General features: G+C 58.9%; 18 protein-coding genes. 13 read left to right on the top strand and 5 right to left on the bottom strand.

Annotated features, from left to right (window positions below; genetic code table 11):
• The 10 genes from ACIOWA_RS16795 to ACIOWA_RS16750 form a co-directional block, all read left to right on the top strand.
• On the top strand, positions 1–304 hold a 304-nt coding region (locus ACIOWA_RS16795), incomplete at its 5' end, for an electron transfer flavoprotein subunit beta/FixA family protein (protein WP_401160809.1).
• Positions 305–306: 2 nt separating this feature from the next.
• The gene (locus ACIOWA_RS16790) at positions 307–1236 is read left to right on the top strand and encodes an FAD-binding protein (protein ID WP_311997938.1); all 930 of its coding nucleotides are present in this window, start codon (positions 307–309) and stop codon (positions 1234–1236) included.
• Positions 1237–1316: 80 nt separating this feature from the next.
• Positions 1317–2150: a transporter substrate-binding domain-containing protein gene (locus ACIOWA_RS16785; protein ID WP_339431116.1), complete on the top strand. Its 834-nt coding sequence runs from the start codon at positions 1317–1319 to the stop codon at positions 2148–2150.
• A 9-nt stretch (positions 2151–2159) separates the two neighbouring features.
• On the top strand, positions 2160–2516 hold the full coding sequence (locus ACIOWA_RS16780; RefSeq protein WP_339431117.1) for a DUF4398 domain-containing protein: 357 nt from the start codon (positions 2160–2162) through the stop codon (positions 2514–2516).
• Entirely contained in the window at positions 2513–3325 is an 813-nt protein-coding gene (locus tag ACIOWA_RS16775) for an OmpA family protein (protein ID WP_339464914.1), read from the top strand. The genes ACIOWA_RS16780 and ACIOWA_RS16775 overlap by 4 nt, the downstream gene beginning before the upstream one ends.
• A 201-nt stretch (positions 3326–3526) precedes the next feature.
• Positions 3527–4966 (top strand): PLP-dependent aminotransferase family protein, encoded by a 1440-nt coding sequence (locus ACIOWA_RS16770; RefSeq protein WP_221729294.1) that lies wholly within the window; start codon positions 3527–3529, stop codon positions 4964–4966.
• A 78-nt stretch (positions 4967–5044) separates the two neighbouring features.
• Entirely contained in the window at positions 5045–5515 is a 471-nt protein-coding gene (locus ACIOWA_RS16765) for a translation initiation factor 2 (RefSeq protein ID WP_401160806.1), read from the top strand.
• A 165-nt stretch (positions 5516–5680) separates the two neighbouring features.
• Positions 5681–5935 (top strand): YkgJ family cysteine cluster protein, encoded by a 255-nt coding sequence (locus ACIOWA_RS16760; RefSeq protein WP_339431120.1) that lies wholly within the window; start codon positions 5681–5683, stop codon positions 5933–5935.
• A 41-nt stretch (positions 5936–5976) separates the two neighbouring features.
• Positions 5977–6582 carry an START domain-containing protein gene (locus ACIOWA_RS16755; protein WP_401160804.1) on the top strand — a complete coding sequence of 202 codons (606 nt, stop codon included), beginning with the start codon at positions 5977–5979 and terminating at the stop codon, positions 6580–6582.
• 314 nt (positions 6583–6896) lie between these two features.
• Positions 6897–8990, top strand: a complete 2094-nt coding sequence (locus tag ACIOWA_RS16750; protein WP_339431121.1) for an LTA synthase family protein — start codon at positions 6897–6899, stop codon at positions 8988–8990.
• Positions 8991–9063: 73 nt separating this feature from the next.
• Here the strand turns inward: ACIOWA_RS16750 and ACIOWA_RS16745 are convergent, their stop codons facing one another.
• Entirely contained in the window at positions 9064–9222 is a 159-nt protein-coding gene (locus ACIOWA_RS16745) for a DUF3309 family protein (RefSeq protein ID WP_339431268.1), read from the bottom strand.
• A 299-nt stretch (positions 9223–9521) separates the two neighbouring features.
• On the opposite strand from ACIOWA_RS16745, the gene ACIOWA_RS16740 reads away from it, so the two are divergent.
• The 3 genes from ACIOWA_RS16740 (at position 9522) to csrA (ending at position 11059) form a co-directional block, all read left to right on the top strand.
• Positions 9522–10337: an SDR family oxidoreductase gene (locus ACIOWA_RS16740; RefSeq protein ID WP_401160802.1), complete on the top strand. Its 816-nt coding sequence runs from the start codon at positions 9522–9524 to the stop codon at positions 10335–10337.
• 65 nt (positions 10338–10402) lie between these two features.
• On the top strand, positions 10403–10735 hold the full coding sequence (locus ACIOWA_RS16735) for a YnfA family protein (protein WP_339431123.1): 333 nt from the start codon (positions 10403–10405) through the stop codon (positions 10733–10735).
• Between the two features lie 138 nt (positions 10736–10873).
• Positions 10874–11059 (top strand): carbon storage regulator CsrA, encoded by a 186-nt coding sequence (gene csrA, locus ACIOWA_RS16730; RefSeq protein ID WP_221729287.1) that lies wholly within the window; start codon positions 10874–10876, stop codon positions 11057–11059.
• Positions 11060–11064: 5 nt separating this feature from the next.
• On the opposite strand, the gene ACIOWA_RS16725 is transcribed toward csrA, so the two are convergent.
• The 4 genes from ACIOWA_RS16725 to ACIOWA_RS16710 all read right to left on the bottom strand — a co-directional run bounded on the left by ACIOWA_RS16725 (position 11065) and on the right by ACIOWA_RS16710 (position 16321).
• Positions 11065–11292, bottom strand: coding sequence for a YheU family protein (locus tag ACIOWA_RS16725; protein WP_401160800.1), 228 nt, complete (start codon positions 11290–11292; stop codon positions 11065–11067).
• A 148-nt stretch (positions 11293–11440) separates the two neighbouring features.
• Positions 11441–12631 carry an osmoprotectant NAGGN system M42 family peptidase gene (locus tag ACIOWA_RS16720; protein WP_339431124.1) on the bottom strand — a complete coding sequence of 397 codons (1191 nt, stop codon included), beginning with the start codon at positions 12629–12631 and terminating at the stop codon, positions 11441–11443.
• A 165-nt stretch (positions 12632–12796) separates the two neighbouring features.
• Entirely contained in the window at positions 12797–14545 is a 1749-nt protein-coding gene (gene ngg, locus ACIOWA_RS16715) for an N-acetylglutaminylglutamine synthetase (protein WP_339464835.1), read from the bottom strand.
• A 3-nt stretch (positions 14546–14548) separates the two neighbouring features.
• Positions 14549–16321 carry an N-acetylglutaminylglutamine amidotransferase gene (locus ACIOWA_RS16710; protein WP_339431126.1) on the bottom strand — a complete coding sequence of 591 codons (1773 nt, stop codon included), beginning with the start codon at positions 16319–16321 and terminating at the stop codon, positions 14549–14551.
• Positions 16322–16381 lie beyond the last annotated feature (60 nt).

The following is a 16381-nucleotide window of genomic DNA, read 5'->3' as shown; positions in this document are numbered from 1 at the left end:
TGGCGACAGCGTTGCCGTGACCCGCGAAATCGACGGCGGCGCGCAGACCGTTTCCCTGAAACTGCCAGCGATCGTCACCACTGACCTGCGTTTGAACGAGCCGCGTTATGCGTCCCTGCCAAACATCATGAAAGCCAAGAAGAAGCCTCTCGAAGTGCTGACTCCGGACGCTTTGGGCGTTTCCACCGCCTCCACCAACAAGACTCTGAAAGTCGAAGCGCCGGCTGCACGCAGCGCGGGCATCAAGGTCAAGTCGGTGGCTGAACTGGTCGAGAAACTGAAAAACGAAGCGAAGGTAATCTGATCATGACTATCTTGGTAATCGCCGAACACGACAACAAAGTGCTGGCCCCGGCCACACTGAACACCGTGGCTGCCGCTGCCAAAATCGGTGGCGACATCCACGTATTGGTCGCAGGCCAAGGCGCTGGCGCCGTGGCTGAAGCCGCTGCGAAAATCGCAGGTGTGAGCAAAGTCCTGAACGCTGACAATGCCGCTTACGCGCATCAGCTGCCGGAAAACGTCGCGCCACTGGTTGCCGAGCTTGGCGCTGGCTACAGCCATATCCTGGCTGCTGCCACCTCCAACGGCAAAAACATCCTGCCGCGCGTTGCCGCGCAGTTGGATGTTGATCAGATCTCCGAAATCATCTCGGTAGAAAGCGCTGACACCTTCAAGCGTCCGATCTACGCCGGTAACGCCATCGCTACCGTACAGTCGACCGCTGCGATCAAAGTGATCACCGTGCGTGCGACCGGTTTCGATCCGGTGGCTGCTGAAGGTGGTTCTGCGGCTGTTGAAGCCGTGGCTGCCGCGCACAACGCCGGTACTTCCAGCTTCGTCAACGAAGAACTGGCCAAGTCCGATCGTCCCGAACTGACCGCTGCCAAGATCGTCGTTTCCGGCGGCCGCGGCATGCAGAACGGCGACAACTTCAAACACCTGTACGCCCTGGCCGACAAGCTGGGCGCTGCCGTCGGTGCTTCGCGCGCTGCGGTCGACGCAGGTTTCGTACCGAACGATATGCAGGTCGGTCAGACCGGCAAGATCGTTGCGCCACAGCTGTACATTGCCGTCGGTATTTCCGGCGCGATCCAGCACCTGGCCGGCATGAAAGATTCCAAAGTGATCGTTGCGATCAACAAGGACGAGGAAGCGCCGATCTTCCAGGTGGCCGATTATGGTCTCGTGGCGGATCTGTTCGAAGCGGTGCCTGAGCTGGAGAAGCTGGTCTAATCCGGCAGCTTCACTTATAAAGAGCCCGACCTTTTGGTCGGGCTTTTTTTTGTCTCGCAATTGAGTGGGAGTGTTTTGCCATGGAACTGCGCCGCAGGTTGCACTGCTCGCTATTGTTGGGACTGGCGCTGTTGCCGGGATTGGTGGCGGCCGCCGGCAAGTGCGAACGTCTCGTCGTCACCGGCAGCCCGGATGCGCCGCCGTACCTGTGGCAAGACCCGCAGAACCCCAAGCAATTGATGGGGGCCAGTGCTGATCTTTTGCAGCAAGTGGCCAAAGAGCTGGGCATCAAAGTCCAATTGCTCTACGCCGGCAAGCGCTCGCAAGCCCTGGATGAAGTGCGCAGCGGTCGTATGGACCTGCTCGCGGATGCTCCGCTGACCTTCAATGAGCTCGAAAACCTCGACTACATCTATCCGCCGCTGCTGGAAAACGACTATCTGGTGTGGACGCGCAAAGGCTCGACCTTGTTTTACAACGCAGCGCAGGACCTGCACGGGCATACCGGTGGCTTGTCGGAAAAGTCTCGAATGAGCGAGGCATTCGTTACTTTCGCCGAGCAGCAATTGACCCTGACCCGGACAGCAAACCTCACCCAGGCCTTTCAGAAATTGCTTCTGGGTGAAGTCGAATATGTACTCGCCGGTCGCTACTCGGGCATGGCAGCCGCACAGGCATTGGGCATGGCCAATGACCTGTTGGCCTTCGAGCAACCGATCGATCGACCGGGGCTGTTCCTCGCGGTTTCCCACAACTCGGCGTGCAACGATCCGTGGTTGCGCGGACAGTTGGCCAAAAAGATGACAGAATTGCCCGCGTCCGGACTGACGGAAGCTGCGCTGCAACGCAATATCGAGCGTTGGAAGGCGCAGCAGCAACAGCCGCAACAACCTGTCAGTACCCCAAAACAGTAGGGATTCTTAGTGAGTATTCGACCTCTTTTCGCGGCTGTGGCCGTTCTGGCCATGGCCGGTTGCGCGACCGATCCGGCACCCAATGAACAAATGCGCCTGACCGAGCAGGCCATCACTCAAGCCAAGGCTGTCGGTGCCACCGGCGATGACGTGCCGGAAATGAAACTGGCCGAAACCAAATACAACCGGGCAAAGGGCAACATGGCTGATGAGTCCTACCGGAACGCGCGCATGCGTGCCGAGCAGGCCGAACTGGATGCTCGCCTGGCGGAAGCCAAAGTGCTGACCCAGAAGAGTGAAGAACAGTTGAATGTGCTCAACACCCGCATCGTCCGTCTGCGCAAGCAACTGGGAGATGCCCAATGAGCCTCAACTCCAGAGTTCTCGGCGGTTTCATTCTTGCCGGTTGCGCCAGTCTTTACGGTTGTGCGGGTCAACATAGCGAATCCGCTCTGCAAGGGGCCAGCGCCGACTTCCAGAAGGTCAAGGAAGATTCCAACGTGCTGCGCATCGCGCCGAAAGACGTGATCCGCGCCGGTGAATCGCTGGCCCGCGCCGATCGCCTGTCGACCTATTGGGGCAGCGGGGCGGATGTGGTTCATTACGCCTATCTCAGCCAGCGCTACAGTGAAATCGCCCGCGAGCACACCAATCAGGTGCTCAACGAGGAGCGTGCGGCCAAGCTCGAACTGGAGCGTCAGCGCCTGCAACTGGCCTTGCGCGAATCCAAACTGCTCAGCGTGCAGCAGCAGGGCAAGTGGCTTGAAGAACAAATAGTCGCGCTGGCGACCACGCAGACCGACCGTGGTCTGGTGATGACGCTCGGTGATGTGCTGTTCGACACTGGGGAAGCCGAGCTGAAAAACTCGGCCAACCGTGTTGTGTTGAAAATTGTCCAGTTCCTGCAACTCAACCCGAAACGCGTGGTGCGCATCGAGGGTTATGCCGACAGCACCGGTGGTAAGCAGGAAAACCTCAAACTGTCCCGCGACCGTGCGCAGTCCGTTGCCGATGTGCTGACGGATCTGGGCATCGACGAAAAACGCATTCAGGTCGAAGGTTACGGCGACGAATACCCTGTAGACGCCAACGCTTCCGAGCGTGGGCGGGCACAGAACCGTCGTGTGGAAATTGTTTTCTCCGACGAAACAGGCCAGCTCGGCGCTGCCCGCTGAGGGCGGCGTCACTGGAAAGCCCGGGCTGTCAGGCAGCACCGGGCTTTTTTACGTCTGTCGAATAGCTCGCAAATCAATACAGTTGTGGCAGACACTGCACTGTATGGTCGACTAGAGTGACAACTGTCCCAGTACACTTCTAAACTGTTCCGGTATTGTTTCACACAAGAATAAAATGCCCGTGAAATCGAGTGCTGCGTCATGACCAATCTCTTGCTCTACCAACGTATTGCTCAGCAACTGGCCGAAGACATCCGCCGTGGGGTCTATCAACCGGGGGAGCGCGTGCCTTCGGTGCGCAAGATGAGTTCGCAACTCAACGTCAGCCATGCGACGGTGTTGCAGGCGTACGCCAACCTTGAAGATCAGGGGCTGATTCGCGCACGGCCACAGTCCGGATATTACGTGCACCAGACCCCGGCGCTGACGGCCCCGACGCCCGACATCGCCCGCGTCGAACGGCCAGGTCTGGTGACTCGCAGCAGCATCATTCAACAAGTTCTGGTCGAGTCCCGCCGTGAAGGCGTATTCCCGTTGGGTGCCGCGGTGCCCAGTGTCGATTACTTGCCGGTGCGCGCACTTCATCAGCAATTGGCCAAGGTCACCCGGTTTCACAGTCCACGGGCGTTCAGCTACATGTTCAGCCCCGGTTTCGAACCGCTGCGCCGGCAGGTAGCGATCCGCATGCGCGATGCCGGTGTGGTGGTTGATCCCTCTGAAGTGGTGATCACCCATGGTTGTGTCGATGCCCTGCAGATGTCGTTGCGGGTGCTGACCCGACCAGGCGATCTGATCGCCGCCGAGTCGCCGACTTACTACGGCCTGCTGCAGTTGGCTGACCTGCTGGGTCTGAAGGTCATCGAAATTCCCAGCGATCCAGCCACTGGCATGAGCCTGGAGGCCCTGCAGTTGGCGGCCAACCAATGGTCGATCAAGGCGTTGGTGCTGACCACACGTCTGAGCAATCCGTTGGGCGGCACCATGCCTGAAGAGCGGCAGAAACAACTGCTGCGTCTGGCTTCGGATTTCGATATCCAGATCGTCGAAGACGATATTTATGGCGAGTTGATGTTCGAACAGGGTCGCACCAAGGCGCTCAAGGCTTATGACCGATTGGATCGGGTGATTTACTGCTCGAGTTTCTCCAAGACCTTGTCGCCCGGAGTACGCATCGGTTGGATGATCGCTGGCAAGTATCAGCAGGAAATTCAGCGTTTGCAGACCTTCAGTACCCATTCGGCGTGCAGTGTCACGCAGATGGGGATTGCGGCTTATCTGGAGAATGGCGGTTATGACCGGCATTTACGGTACATCCGCCAGGAATACCGAAAAAATCTCAGTGCTTTTCAACTGGCGGTGCAGCAGTACTTCCCCGAAGGTACGCAAATGAGCCGGCCCACGGGCGGTTTCATTCTGTGGGTGAGCCTGCCTGGCAGGGTCAATACTCAGGAGTTGCATGTTCGTGCGCTGCAACAGGGCATCAGCATCGCCCCCGGGCTGATCTTCAGTAATACCGAGCAGTTCAACCACTGCATCCGCCTGAACTGTGGCACCCCGTGGAACCGCGAGGCGGAGAGGGCGTTGATGACGCTGGGACTGCTGGCGACCCAACTGTGTCAGGAAACGGCTGGCGGATTTTGAGCCAGTGGCGGGTCAAACTTGTCTTGTGACGTCCAACAAGCGAGCATATGGCCCTCTGCCGTTAGCGTCGTTGGGTCCATGAAAGCGTTTCTTCCTGCCATGTGGGTTTTGCTGTGTTTGCTGATGATCGGTCATGCACCTGGTGTCTTGGCGGGCGCAGCTTCAGAAAAACCAGCGGCTAGGAGCACAGTGAAAAAGCCGCCAGTAGTGAAAAAGGCAGTGCCTGCCGAGCACTCCCGGCAGAAAACCGTGAAAAAACGCACACCTGTGGCTTCCAGGTCGAAATCCTCCAGTGAGGTGGTGAAAACCAAGCTGCCGCCGGCAACACTGGACTTGAGCTTGCCCAAGGAGATGGTCCAGGAATTGAAGCCGAAGGGAACCGTTTCGCTGCCGAAGCACGAGGGCATCCTGCCGCAGTTTTTTGGCGAGAAAACCAGCGGCTTCCAGCTCAATGGCCGTTTGCTCAGCAACGAAATGCAGTTGCAACTGCGTAACGAAGAGCGCCGGGATATTGATGGTGCGGCGCTGGATTTCGAATTCAAGCAGTAAATACAACCCGTCTGTGACCCGCGAAGCAGACGCTTTGTCGCAGACTGGTCAGTCACACTCACTTATCCGTAAAAACCCCGGTTCAGGGAATTTGAAACAGCCGTTTTAGCGGTTACTCTGTCCGCGTCCCTTTTACACATTGCCCGTCGCGAGGACTTGTTCGTCATGAAATGCCGTGAAGGCTGTGGCGCTTGCTGCATTGCCCCCTCCATCAGTTCGGCGATTCCCGGCATGCCTGATGGCAAACCTGCCGGCGAACGTTGCGTGCAACTCTCGGTCGAAAACCTGTGCAACATTTTCGGCCGTCCAGAGCGTCCGGCGGTCTGTTCCGGTTTCGCCGCCGATATCGAAGTCTGTGGCCGCAGCCAGGAAGAAGCGATCAGGTTGATCGGTTGGTGGGAGCAAATGACGGCGGCTTGATGTGTCAAACGAACGGAACTTCAACAATAAGGAATAAGACTATGGGTTCGCTGCATCGTATCGCTGTGTTGTGTGGTTTGACTGCCGTGCTGGTGACGTCGGTCGCGCAGGCTGAAGACTGGAAGGTCGCCAAGAACGAGGATGGCATCAAGGTTTCCCTGAGCGAAGTGCCGGGTTCGGACTACAAGTCCTATCAGGGCGTTGCTCTGATGAAGACCACCGTTGCCAAACTGCGTGCATTGCAGGAGGACGTTTCCGGCGCCTGCGCCTGGATTCATGAATGCAAGACCCAGAAACTGCTCAAGCACGAAGGTGATCAGAGCTGGACTTACACCCAGTTCAATACGCCTTGGCCGGTCACTCCGCGTGATTCGGTGCTGCACATCACGACCGTTGAAGGCGCCGACGGCAGCCTGACCCGTAACATGGAAGGTGTGCCGAAGTATGTTCCGGAGGAAAAAGGTTTTGTCCGGGTGGCTCAGGTCAAAGGCTTCTGGAAGTTTGTGCCAAAAGGCGATCAGGTCGAAGTGACCTATCAAGTGCACACCGAGCCAGGCGGCAGCGTGCCGGCGATGGTTGCCAACAAGTTTGTCGTTGATGCTCCGCTCAAGACCCTGAAAGCCCTGAAAGAGCTCGCCGAGAAGTAAACGCCCCGGATTCAGCAAAACGCCCCGATTGATTCGGGGCGTTTTGTTTTATGACTTTTTGTGTTTCCAGATAGGCGTTGAACGAAATTTTCACAAAGCGTTCAAGACAATTCGCCCGCGCTGTTTCCACGCAGTCCCTGTCTGCCGTCGCTTTGAATGAAAGTGTCTGGTGGCGGGGCACTAATCAATGGCAATGGTGCCGGTGATCGTGCAACATTTGCGCACCGCGCACGCCCCGGGGTCTGGAATGACCAATAGAGGGCATGGCGCCGCTGTATTTTGCAACTTCAACTTCCAATGGGTCCTAAAACGACATGGCAATCCCGGACGCCCTGAATCAGCAGCGAGCTTCTGCTCGTCTACTGCAACCGACCGTCAAATCGCATCTGGCCTACACGCTGCTTTGTGCGCTGGTCATGATGGTGATGTTTTCCGTGCTGCGCCTCGCGCTGCTGGTCTACAACCGCGAAATGATCCTCGATACCCCGGTTTCGACGTTCCTTGAAGCTTTCGTCAATGGGTTGCGTTTCGACTTGCGCCTGGTGGTCTACGTTTGCGTTCCGCTGGTACTGGCGCTGTTCAGTGCCCGGGCCATGGCGGCTCGCGGATTTTTCCGTCTGTGGCTGACCCTCGCTTCGAGCATCGCCCTGTTCCTCGGTCTGATGGAGATGGACTTCTACCGTGAGTTTCACCAGCGCCTTAACGGTCTGGTGTTCCAATACGTGAAAGAAGACCCGAAAACCGTGATGAGCATGCTCTGGTACGGTTTTCCGGTGGTTCGCTATTTGCTGGCGTGGGGCGTCGGCACCGTGATCCTGACGCTGGCGTTCAAAGGCGCCGACCGAGCCACGCGCCCGCGCGGGCCTTTCAGTGGTGGCAGTGTCAGCACGCGTCAGGTCGCGCCGTGGTATACGCGCCTTGCGGTGTTCGTGGTCTGTCTGCTGATTTGCGTGGTGGCCGCCCGTGGCACTCTGCGTCAGGGCCCGCCGCTGCGTTGGGGTGACGTCTACACCACCAATTCGAACTTCGCCAACCAGCTCGGCCTCAACGGCACGTTGTCGCTGATCGCGGCGGCGAAGGATCGGATGGGCGAGGATCGCAACAACATCTGGAAAGCCACGCTGCCACAAGAGCAAGCGCAGAAAGTCGTGCGTGAGATGCTGGTCATGCCGGACGACAAACTGGTCGATGCCGATATCGCTGCCGTGCGCCGTGACTACATGCCGCCGGCGGACAAGACCCTGCCGATCAAAAACGTTGTCGTGATCCTGATGGAAAGCATGGCCGGTCACTCGGTCGGCGCGTTGGGCGCACCGGGCAACATCACGCCATACCTCGACAAACTGTCGAAGGAAGGTCTGCTGTTCGATCGCTTCTTCTCCAACGGCACGCACACCCATCAGGGCATGTTTGCCACCATGGCCTGCTTCCCGAACCTGCCGGGTTTCGAATACTTGATGCAGACCCCGGAAGGCAGCCACAAACTGTCCGGCCTGCCGCAGTTGCTCAGTGCACGCAAATTTGACGATGTTTACGTCTATAACGGCGACTTCGCCTGGGACAACCAGTCGGGATTCTTCAGCAACCAGGGCATGACCAACTTCGTTGGCCGTAACGACTTCGTCAACCCGGTGTTCTCCGATCCGACGTGGGGCGTGTCCGATCAGGACATGTTTGACCGTGGTCTGCAGGAGCTCAAGGCCCGCGAAAACGGCAAGCCGTTCTACGCATTGCTGCAAACCCTGTCCAACCACACGCCTTACGCCTTGCCGACACCGTTGCCGGTTGAGCGCGTCACCGATCGGGGTTCGCTGAACGAGCATTTGACCGCCATGCGTTACTCCGACTGGGCACTGGGCCAGTTCTTCGAGAAAGCGCGCAAAGAGCCGTACTTCAAGGAAACCCTGTTCGTTATCGTCGGCGACCACGGTTTCGGTAACGAGCGTCAGATTACCGAAATGGACTTGGGCCGCTTCTATGTACCGATGCTGATGATCGCCCCGGGCATCCAGGAGAAGTTTGGTACGCGTGACCACACCGTGGGTACGCAGATTGACATCGTGCCGACCATCATGGGGCGTCTGGGTGGCGAAGTGCGCCATCAGTGCTGGGGCCGTGACTTGCTCAACCTGCCGGAAGGCGACACCGGTTTTGGTGTGATCAAGCCGTCGGGCAGCGAGCAGACCACTGCCATCGTCACGGCTGACCAGGTTCTGGTGCTGCCGAAAGAGAAAGAAATGGCGCCGAAAATCTATCAGTACCATTTGGGCGCCAACCCGGGTGGGGAGATCATTGCGAATGCTCCGCGCACTGCCGAGTTGAAACTCAAACTTGAGGCGTTTCTGCAAACGGCGACCAAGAGCCTGATGGAAAACACCGCCGGTGTGGTCAGCGGCAAACCAGACTGATGCCCGCGCAATAAAACGCCACACAATAAAAAAGAGGCCCTGAAAAGGGCCTCTTTTTTTTACGCTTGAATCGTTATATCCGACCGAGTAACAACAGTACCAACAGCACGACCAGCACAACGCCGATAATGCCGGATGGACCGTAACCCCAACTTCTGGAGTGCGGGAAGACCGGCAGGCCACCGATCAGCAACAGGACCAGGATAATGATAAGAATTGTGCCCATGTCGATTTCCTTGTTGATAACGTTCGAGAAGTCTTGGTGTTCTGGTCGACTGGAGACTCAGTAATTCCAGGCGGCTTATAAATTCCGACTGGTGCGAATGAAAGAAGATTCAATGTTTTTTTAATGTATTTGGATCGCTTGCTTATTTCCTTTTCCCCTTGCGAAAGTTCAGAACTTAGTCCCTCCCAACGAATCAAACGCGCCACGGTTTTTCCCTACCATTCAGCAATCTGATGGAGCGAGGCTGGCGGCACATCCTTCGCTACACTGCGCGCATCTTCCCCGGAACAACAAGGCTGTCTGCTATGCAAAATCGCATGATGATCACTGGCGCTGGCTCGGGCTTAGGTCGCGAAATCGCGCTGCGCTGGGCGCGTGAAGGCTGGCAACTGGCCTTGTCCGATGTCAGCGAACCCGGCCTGCAAGAAACCCTGAAACAGGTGCGCGAGGCCGGCGGCGACGGTTTTATTCAGCGCTGCGATGTGCGTGATTACAGCCAGCTCACCGCGTTTGCTCAGGCGTGCGAAGAGAAACTCGGCGGCATCGACATCATCGTCAATAACGCCGGTGTGGCCTCGGGTGGGTTCTTCAGCGAATTGTCGCTGGAGGACTGGGACTGGCAGATCGCAATCAACCTGATGGGCGTGGTCAAGGGCTGCAAGGCGTTTCTGCCGTTGCTTGAGCAAAGCAAGGGCAAAATCATCAACATCGCCTCCATGGCGGCGTTGATGCAAGGCCCGGCCATGAGCAACTACAACGTGGCCAAGGCCGGCGTGGTGGCGTTGTCGGAAAGCCTGTTGATTGAACTGGCGCAACAGGAAGTCGGTGTGCATGTCGTCTGCCCGTCATTCTTCCAGACCAACTTGCTTGATTCCTTCCGTGGGCCGACCCCGGCGATGAAAGCGCAGGTTGGCAAGTTGCTGGAAAGTTCGCCGATCAGCGCAGCGGACATCGCTGACTACATCTATCAACAAGTGGCCGCAGGCGAGTTCATGATCCTGCCTCACGAACAGGGCCGGATGGCCTGGGCGATCAAGCAGAAGAACCCGCAACTGCTCTACAACGAAATGGTCACCATGGCCGACAAAATGCGCGCCAAGGCCAAGCAGAACAACGGGTGAAACTTGCCTGAAGGGGGGACGCGTCGTTAGGGTGGCGGCAATGGTCATCCTGTCGAGACGCGTCAATGCTCAATTACTTGTGGTTCTTGCTCGCGGCGCTGTTTGAAATCGCCGGTTGTTTCGCCTTCTTCATGTGGCTGCGTCAAGGCAAAAGCGCTCTGTGGGTGATCCCGGCGCTGCTCAGTCTGACGCTGTTCGCCCTGTTGTTGACCCGTGTCGAAGCGGCCTATGCCGGTCGCGCCTATGCCGCTTATGGCGGGATCTACATTGTGGCTTCGATTGGCTGGCTGGCCGTGGTGGAGCGGGTTCGTCCACTGGGTTCGGACTGGATTGGTGTGGCGTTGTGTGTGATCGGTGCGAGCGTGATTCTATTCGGGCCGCGGTTTTCTGCCGCTTGAACGGATGGTTTTGTGGGAAGTATCTGACAGCCCTGCGCTTGAGGGGGTGTAGGGCAAGACTGATTTGCCGATCATGCATTGTGGGGCGCAGGCAAGCCGCGCATCTTCAGCGTTCGCTAACCCTGAAGGACGAATCTCATGCTTGTACTCAGCCGTGTCGTTGGTGAGTTGATCTCAATCGGTGACGACATTTCCCTGCGCGTTCTGTCCGTGAACGGTTCCAGTGTGCGCTTTGGCGTCGAGGCGCCGCAGAACGTCAATGTGCATCGCGCGGAGGTCTACGAACGGATCCAGCGTCAGCAGGCCAGGCAAAAGGCCCGCTGAGGGTTTCAGTCGAACAGGTGCTTGGGCACGTCGTGCTTGAGCATCAACTGGCACTGCTCGCTTTCCGGATCGAAGACGATCAGCGCCTGGCCTTTGGTCAACGCCTGACGCACACGCAGCACACGGGTTTCCAGCGGCGTGTCGTCGCCATTGTCGGTACCGTCGCGGGTGACGAAATCCTCGATCAGGCGAGTGAGGGTGTCGACTTCAAGAGCGACGTAGGGGATGAGCATGGGCACCTCGGCTAAATCAATCTCGGGATGCTACGGCGATTGATGTTTGGCTGCCAGTTTTGTGTTGCCTGCGCCGGCCCTTCGTGAGCAAGTCCGCCCCCAGAGTGAAACGTATTCCAACGGTGGGAGCGGTCCGGGCACCATGGATTTAACTGTCCGAACGTTGCCCTACCAGACTGTCCACCGACGGCACGCGCGTATCACTCTCCATTTGCGTTTCATGCTCGATCTGATGACTGAAGCGATCAAGCGACGCATTGGCCGGCGCCGCATCGCTGGCGAACACCGGAGGACTCAGAATGTAAGCCCCCAGCAGCCGACTAAGTGCCGCCAGACTGTCGATGTGCGTGCGCTCATAACCGTGCGTCGCATCGCAGCCAAAGGCGAGCAGGGCGGTCCGGATGTCATGGCCGGCGGTCACCGCCGAATGCGCGTCGCTGAAGTAATAGCGGAACAGGTCACGGCGCACCGGCAACTCGTTTTCGCTGGCCAGACGCAGCAAATGTCGTGACAGGTGATAGTCGTAAGGCCCGCCGGAATCCTGCATCGCCACACTCACTGCGTGCTCGCTGGAGTGCTGCCCCGGCGCGACCGGCGCAATGTCGATGCCGACGAATTCGCTGACGTCCCACGGCAATGCCGCCGCTGCGCCGCTGCCGGTCTCTTCGGTAATGGTGAACAGCGGGTGACAGTCGATCATCAGTTCCTGGCCGCTGTCGACGATGGCTTTGAGTGACGCCAGCAACGCCGCAACCCCCGCTTTGTCATCCAGGTGACGAGCGCTGATATGGCCGCTTTCGGTGAATTCCGGCAGCGGATCGAACGCCACCACGTCGCCGACGCAGATGCCCAGCGATTCGCAGTCAGCCTTGGTCGCGCAATAGGCGTCCAGACGCAACTCCACATGATCCCAACTGATGGGCATCTCATCCACGGCCGTGTTGAACGCGTGCCCGGAGGCCATCAGCGGCAACACGCTGCCGCGAATCACGCCGTTGTCGGTAAACAGACTGACGCGACTGCCTTCGGCGAAACGGCTCGACCAGCAACCGACCGGGGCAAGGGTCAGGCGGCCGTTGTCTTTGACGGCGCGCACAGCGGCGCCGATGGTGTCCAGGTGCGCCGAGACCGCGCGGTCAGGGCTGTTTTTCTTGCCCTTGAGCGTCGCGCGGATGGTGCCACGACGGGTCATCTCGAAGGGAATGCCGAGTTCCTCCAGACGTTCGGCGACGTACCGCACGATAGTGTCGGTGAAGCCGGTGGGGCTGGGAATGGCAAGCATTTCCAGCAGGACTTTTTGCAGGTAGTTGAGGTCTGGTTCGGGAATTTGGAGGGTCATGGAAACTCCTGATGGGTTGAGCACATCGATGGTTTCGATGAGGAGAATTTGGGCTGCCTGATCTGGCCTGATCGCTGGCAGGCCAGATCCCACAGGTTGTGAGATGACCACAAAACCTGCGGGGGCGGGCTTGCTCGCGAACGCGTCAGTCGAGGCGCCGTATCATTACGAGTTGGCCGGCTGACTGTGCGGAAACAGCAAATCGACAAACCGCTCGGCTGTCGGTTGCGGCTCATGGTTGGCCAATCCGGCACGCTCGTTGGCTTCGATAAACACGTACTCCGGCTGATCCGCCGCCGGCACCATCAGATCGAGGCCGACCATCGGAATGTCCAGTGCCCGCGCTGCGCGTACCGCTGCATCGACCAGCGTCGGATGCAGAATCGCCGTGACGTCTTCCAGCGTGCCACCGGTGTGCAGATTGGCCGTACGCCGCACAAACAGCGACTCGCTCGCCGCCAGGATGCTGCTGTAGTCATAACCGGCCGCGTGCAAGGTGCGCTGGGTTTCGTGGTCCAGCGGGATTTTGCTTTCGCCGCTGGTGGCCGCCTGCCGGCGCCGACTCTGGGCTTCGATCAGCGCGCCAATCGAGTGATGGCCATCACCGACCACCTCGGCCGGACGACGAATCGCCGCCGCGACGACTTCAAAACCGATCACCACAATCCGCAGATCCAACCCTTCGTGAAAGCTTTCCAGAAGCACCCGGCTATCAAACTGTTTCGCCGCTTCGATGGCCTGCTGCACCTCTTCAATGCTCTGCAAATCCACCGCCACACCTTGGCCCTGTTCACCATCAAGCGGCTTGACCACTACCCGCTGGTGCTCATCGAGAAACGCCAGGTTGTCGTCGGCGTTGCCCGCCAATTGTTGCGAAGGCAGGTTGAGCCCCGCCGCCTTCAACACTTTGTGGGTCAGGCTTTTGTCCTGGCACAGGCTCATGCTGATGGCGCTGGTCAGGTCGCTCAACGATTCGCGACAACGCACGCGCCGCCCGCCGTGACTGAGGGTGAACAGTCCGGCATCGGCGTCGTCCACCTGCACATCGATGCCGCGACGGTGCGCCTCCTCGACAATAATCCGCGCATACGGATTGAACTGCGCTTCAGGCCCAGGTCCCAGGAACAGTGGCTGATTGATGCCGTTCTTGCGCTTGATGGCGAAGGTGGAGAGATTGCGAAAACCGAGTTTGGCGTAGAGGCTTTTTGCCTGACGGTTGTCATGCAGCACCGACAGGTCCAGATAGCTCAGGCCGCGACTCATGAAGTGTTCGATCAAGTGCCGCACCAGCACTTCGCCGACGCCGGGGCGCGAGCATTGCGGATCCACCGCCAGGCACCACAGGCTGCTACCGTTTTCCGGGTCCTTGAACGCTTTGTGATGGTTCAGGCCCATGACGCTGCCGATCACGGCGCCGCTGTCTTCATCCTCGGCCAGCCAGTAAACCGGGCCGCCCTGATGATGCGGGGTTAGCCGTTGGGCATCGATCGGCAACATGCCGCGCGCCTGGTATAGCTGATTGATCGCCTGCCAGTCTGCCTCGCTTTGCGCGCGACGAATGCGGAAACCACGAAACACGCGGGTCGCTTGGCGGTAGTCGCTGAACCATAGGCGCAAGGTGTCGGAAGGGTCGAGAAACAACTGCGTCGGTTCGAGGCCGAGGATCTGTTGCGGTGCGGCAACATACAGCGCGATATCTCGCTCGCCTTGTTGCTCGTTGAGCAGCTCCTGAGCCAGCGTTGCCGAGTCAGGAAAGGTGTGGCCGATCAGCAACCGGCCCCAGCCGCAATGCACCGCAATCGGATCGGCGGCCAGTTCGCTGCCGTCCTCGGCCAGCCGCGCCTGCAAACGTTCATAGGACGGAGTCTGACCGCGCAACAGGCGCTGGCTGTAAGCCGTGGCGTGGGGTTTCATCGATCAGATTCCTTGTTCACTGAGCCACAGGTTCAGGGCCGCCAGTTGCCACAGCTTCGAGCCACGCAACGGCGTCAGTTGGCCTTGTGGGTCAGTCAGCAATTTGTCGAGCATGGCCGGGTTGAACAGACCGCGATCCTGACTCGGATCAAGTAACAGTTCACGCACCCAGTTCAACGTGTCGCCTTGCAAATGCTTGAGACCCGGCACCGGGAAGTAGCCTTTTTTGCGGTCGATCACTTCACTCGGGATGACCCGGCGTGCCGCTTCCTTGAGCACTTGTTTGCCACCGTCAGGCAGCTTGAACTGGCCGGGAACCCGCGCCGACAGTTCGACCAGTCGATAATCGAGAAACGGCGTTCGCGCCTCCAGACCCCAGGCCATGGTCATGTTGTCGACGCGTTTGACCGGGTCGTCCACCAGCATCACCGTGCTGTCCAGACGCAGGGCTTTGTCCACGGCGGCATCGGCACCGGGTTGTGCAAAATGTTCTTTCACGAAGTCACCGGCAGCGTCGTTGGCGGTCAGCCATTTCGGTTGCACGGTGGCGGCGTAGTCGTCATAGCTGCGGTCGAAAAACGCCTCGCGATAGGCCGCGTAAGGATCGGCCGCACCGTCCACTTGCGGGTACCAGTGATAACCGGCGAACAACTCGTCGGCACCCTGGCCGCTCTGCACAACCTTGCAGTGCTTGGCCACTTCACGCGACAGCAGATAGAACGCGATGCAGTCGTGGCTGACCATCGGTTCGCTCATGGCGCGAAACGCCGCAGGCAATTGTTCGATGATCTCTTTTTCGTCGATACGCAACTGATGGTGCTGAGTGCCGTAGTGTCTGGCGATCAGATCCGAATACTGAAACTCATCCCCGCGCTCGCCACCGGCATCCTGAAAACCGATGGAGAAGGTCGACAGGTTCTCCACGCCCACTTCACGCAACAGACCGACGAGCATGCTCGAATCAACGCCGCCGGACAGCAGCACGCCGACATCCACCGCCGCACGTTGGCGGATCGCCACGGCGTCGCGGGTGCTGTCGAGTACGCGATCGGTCCAGTCTTCGAGGGTGAGGTTTTTCTCGTCCTCGTGTGGGCCGTAGGGCAGGGTCCACCAGGTTTTCTGTTCGGTGCTGCCATCGGCTTCAACGCGCATCCAGGTGGCGGGCGGCAGTTTTTCGATGCCGGCCAGCAGGGTACGTGGGGCCGGTACCACGGCGTGGAAATTCAGGTAGTGGTTGAGCGCCACCGGATCGAGGATCGGGTTGATGTCGCCGCCCTTGAGTAGCGCCGGCAAGGCCGAGGCAAAGCGCAGGCGCTGACCGGTGCGCGACAGGTACAACGGCTTTACGCCGAGACGGTCACGGGCGATGAACAAGCGCTGTGCATCGCGCTCCCAAATGGCGAAGGCAAACATGCCGTTGAGTTTGGGCAGCAGCGCTTCTCCCCAGGCGTGATAGCCCTTGAGCAGCACTTCGGTGTCGCCACCGGAATAGAAGGCATAGCCCAGCGCTTCGAGTTCGGCCCGCAGTTCGGGGAAGTTGTAGATTGCGCCGTTGAAGGCCAGAGACAGGCCTAATTGGCTGTCGATCATCGGCTGCGCCGAGCCGTCCGACAGGTCCATGATTTTCAGGCGACGATGGCCCAGGGCAATCGGCCCTTGTGCGTGGAAGCCCCACGCGTCGGGGCCACGAGGGGCCAGGTGATGGGTGATTCGCTCAATGGCTGCAAGGTCTGCAGGTTGATGATCAAAGCGTAACTCGCCAGCTAATCCGCACATAAAGTCCTTACCGGTTTTTCCGTTGGGGAGGGGTCAAGCAGTACTACTCAATAAAACAGG

The organism is Pseudomonas sp. NPDC087614 (assembly GCF_044743485.1).
Taxonomy (GTDB): domain Bacteria; phylum Pseudomonadota; class Gammaproteobacteria; order Pseudomonadales; family Pseudomonadaceae; genus Aquipseudomonas; species Aquipseudomonas baetica_A.
This window is presented reverse-complemented; position numbering and strand designations above follow the sequence as displayed.

What these genes read in the sequence shown, in the direction of transcription:
- ACIOWA_RS16790 (WP_311997938.1), top strand. Translation starts at nt 307, where the DNA reads ATGACTATCTTGGTAATCGCCGAACACGACAACAAAGTGCTGGCCCCG.
- ACIOWA_RS16785 (WP_339431116.1), top strand. Translation starts at nt 1,317, where the DNA reads ATGGAACTGCGCCGCAGGTTGCACTGCTCGCTATTGTTGGGACTGGCG.
- ACIOWA_RS16775 (WP_339464914.1), top strand. Translation starts at nt 2,513, where the DNA reads ATGAGCCTCAACTCCAGAGTTCTCGGCGGTTTCATTCTTGCCGGTTGC.
- ACIOWA_RS16770 (WP_221729294.1), top strand. Translation starts at nt 3,527, where the DNA reads ATGACCAATCTCTTGCTCTACCAACGTATTGCTCAGCAACTGGCCGAA.
- ACIOWA_RS16765 (WP_401160806.1), top strand. Translation starts at nt 5,045, where the DNA reads ATGAAAGCGTTTCTTCCTGCCATGTGGGTTTTGCTGTGTTTGCTGATG.
- ACIOWA_RS16760 (WP_339431120.1), top strand. Translation starts at nt 5,681, where the DNA reads ATGAAATGCCGTGAAGGCTGTGGCGCTTGCTGCATTGCCCCCTCCATC.
- ACIOWA_RS16755 (WP_401160804.1), top strand. Translation starts at nt 5,977, where the DNA reads ATGGGTTCGCTGCATCGTATCGCTGTGTTGTGTGGTTTGACTGCCGTG.
- ACIOWA_RS16750 (WP_339431121.1), top strand. Translation starts at nt 6,897, where the DNA reads ATGGCAATCCCGGACGCCCTGAATCAGCAGCGAGCTTCTGCTCGTCTA.
- ACIOWA_RS16740 (WP_401160802.1), top strand. Translation starts at nt 9,522, where the DNA reads ATGCAAAATCGCATGATGATCACTGGCGCTGGCTCGGGCTTAGGTCGC.
- ACIOWA_RS16735 (WP_339431123.1), top strand. Translation starts at nt 10,403, where the DNA reads ATGCTCAATTACTTGTGGTTCTTGCTCGCGGCGCTGTTTGAAATCGCC.
- csrA (WP_221729287.1), top strand. Translation starts at nt 10,874, where the DNA reads ATGCTTGTACTCAGCCGTGTCGTTGGTGAGTTGATCTCAATCGGTGAC.
- ACIOWA_RS16725 (WP_401160800.1), bottom strand. Translation starts at nt 11,292, where the DNA reads ATGCTCATCCCCTACGTCGCTCTTGAAGTCGACACCCTCACTCGCCTG.
- ACIOWA_RS16720 (WP_339431124.1), bottom strand. Translation starts at nt 12,631, where the DNA reads ATGACCCTCCAAATTCCCGAACCAGACCTCAACTACCTGCAAAAAGTC.
- ngg (WP_339464835.1), bottom strand. Translation starts at nt 14,545, where the DNA reads ATGAAACCCCACGCCACGGCTTACAGCCAGCGCCTGTTGCGCGGTCAG.
- ACIOWA_RS16710 (WP_339431126.1), bottom strand. Translation starts at nt 16,321, where the DNA reads ATGTGCGGATTAGCTGGCGAGTTACGCTTTGATCATCAACCTGCAGAC.